Here is a 1959-nt window from a genome sequence, read left to right as displayed (position 1 = left end):
ATAGTAGGTATATATGTACCGATGGTTAGTCGGGAATTTACGCCTGTGGAGAATCATATAAACGATAGTAGCGAGTATTTGGCGAGGCCGGGTTCGTAGAAACAGGAAAACTCTAAAAATGTACATTTGTTTATATTTTTAGTAGCAGAGATGAATATGCCATCAGTAGAAAGCTTTGAATTAGATCATACAATTGTAAAAGCGCCTTATGTAAGACATTGCGGCGTTCATCAAGTAGGAAAAGACGGTATCGTAAATAAATTTGATATTCGTTTTTGCCAACCAAATAAACAAGCGATGAAGCCAGATGTCATTCATACGCTAGAGCATTTATTAGCATTTAATTTACGTAAATATATTGATCGTTATCCACACTTTGATATTATTGATATTTCGCCAATGGGCTGCCAAACAGGATACTACCTTGTTGTAAGCGGTACGCCAACAGTACGCGAAGTCATCGACTTATTAGAGTTAACATTGCAAGACGCAATACAAATTACAGAAATTCCTGCGGCAAACGAAACGCAGTGCGGCCAAGCGAAACTTCATGACTTAGAAGGCGCAAAACGCTTAATGAATTTCTGGTTAAGCCAAGATAAAGACGAACTTGAGAAAGTGTTTGGATAATAAGTAGGAAAGCTGCCTGGGAAAGGCAGCTTTTTTTGTTGTAAATAAGGAAAAAGTGAAACATCCTTAGTAGACAAACTGTATATACTGATAGCGATCGTGAGCAGTCCAAAGAAAATACGTAATCCTGTTAACATCTTATATCTCTCCTTTATAGTCGAGTCCATAAAAGGTTTAATATGAAGAGCCATAAATGTACGTGCAAAGTTGTTTATATTCAGATTATTATGAATTTCACTTTACACTTATTTTATTATTGAATCAATCATGTTTTTACATAATTTTGTAATTGTTGAAAACAATAGAAAGTAAAGTAGGTGAAAGAAGGAGCGTTCTATGGATAAGAAGACATACTATATTTCAGTTGCAAATGGCGAAATTTCACAAGTGAAAACGGCCAATACATATAGTTTTACGATTGAAGCGACGGATGAGGAAATTTTGAGGCTACGCGAGTATTTTGATAATGCGTATCGTGAAGATCTTGGGACATTTGTGCGCTCACATGTGCCGTTTGTGGAATATCATCATGATTCCAATAATGATCGGTATGATGAACAGCTGCAAAAAGCATATCGAATGATTTACGAGCTTGGTGACAATGAGGCGAAAGAGTTAATTGCACAAATGGGTATTATCGATGGGTTATGATAGGATAAGATTAGTCATACTAGTCAGAATGTGCTACAATTTATGGTAAGAAATTTGTAACCATCAATAGGGGAGTAGGGCATGTACACATTTAAAGATTACTATCATAACACTGTACAATTATCGTTTGAACGTTACCCATTTTCTCCCGAGCCAAAGCATGTGTGGGTTGTGTGCCGGTACGGAGATCAATGGTTATTAACCCATCATTTGCGCCGTGGTATTGAATTTCCAGGTGGAAAGGTAGAAGAGGGAGAAACACCGGAAGAAGCGGCAGTTCGTGAAGTTCATGAGGAAACGGGCGGTATTGTATCGAGCTTAGCGTATATTGGACAATATAAAGTATCCGGAAAAGACAAAATAATCATTAAAAACATTTATTTCGCAACAATTAGTGCCGTAGAACAACATACGCACTATGAAGAAACAAAGGGATCTGTATTATTGACACAAATTCCAGAGGACATCAAAGAAAATAGACGCTTCAGTTTCATTATGCGCGATGACGTACTAGCGCGCACAATGCGGCATATAGAAGAAATCGGCTGTTTTACAAAGTAGAGCAACCGATTTCTTTTTTTATTTTTACAAAATTAGTTTTGTTAGTGCGGGATAAATAGCTACAGTGTCCATATAGATTCGTTTTGGTTTTTCAACAGTAAGTCGCTGCTATGCAGA

At 37.1% G+C, this 1959-nt stretch carries 3 protein-coding genes; all 3 read left to right on the top strand.

Annotation, left to right across the window (positions count from 1 at the left end; genetic code table 11):
• Nucleotides 1-156: 156 nt before the first annotated feature.
• The 3 genes from luxS to ytkD all read left to right on the top strand — a co-directional run bounded on the left by luxS (nucleotide 157) and on the right by ytkD (nucleotide 1842).
• Nucleotides 157-630: an S-ribosylhomocysteine lyase LuxS gene (gene luxS / locus V7024_RS11050; protein WP_306201216.1), complete on the top strand. Its 474-nt coding sequence runs from the start codon at nucleotides 157-159 to the stop codon at nucleotides 628-630.
• Between the two features lie 336 nt (nucleotides 631-966).
• Nucleotides 967-1281: a hypothetical protein gene (locus V7024_RS11045; RefSeq protein ID WP_035436259.1), complete on the top strand. Its 315-nt coding sequence runs from the start codon at nucleotides 967-969 to the stop codon at nucleotides 1279-1281.
• Between the two features lie 81 nt (nucleotides 1282-1362).
• Nucleotides 1363-1842 carry an RNA deprotection pyrophosphohydrolase gene (gene ytkD / locus V7024_RS11040; RefSeq protein WP_335519592.1) on the top strand — a complete coding sequence of 160 codons (480 nt, stop codon included), beginning with the start codon at nucleotides 1363-1365 and terminating at the stop codon, nucleotides 1840-1842.
• Nucleotides 1843-1959: the final 117 nt, after the last annotated feature.

It is taken from the genome of Bacillus sp. JJ864, assembly GCF_036963045.1.
Classification (GTDB): Bacteria; Bacillota; Bacilli; order Bacillales; family Bacillaceae_G; genus Bacillus_A; species Bacillus_A pseudomycoides_C.
This window is presented reverse-complemented; position numbering and strand designations above follow the sequence as displayed.

What these genes read in the sequence shown, in the direction of transcription:
- luxS (WP_306201216.1), top strand. Translation starts at nt 157, where the DNA reads ATGCCATCAGTAGAAAGCTTTGAATTAGATCATACAATTGTAAAAGCG.
- ytkD (WP_335519592.1), top strand. Translation starts at nt 1,363, where the DNA reads ATGTACACATTTAAAGATTACTATCATAACACTGTACAATTATCGTTT.
- V7024_RS11045 (WP_035436259.1), top strand. Translation starts at nt 967, where the DNA reads ATGGATAAGAAGACATACTATATTTCAGTTGCAAATGGCGAAATTTCA.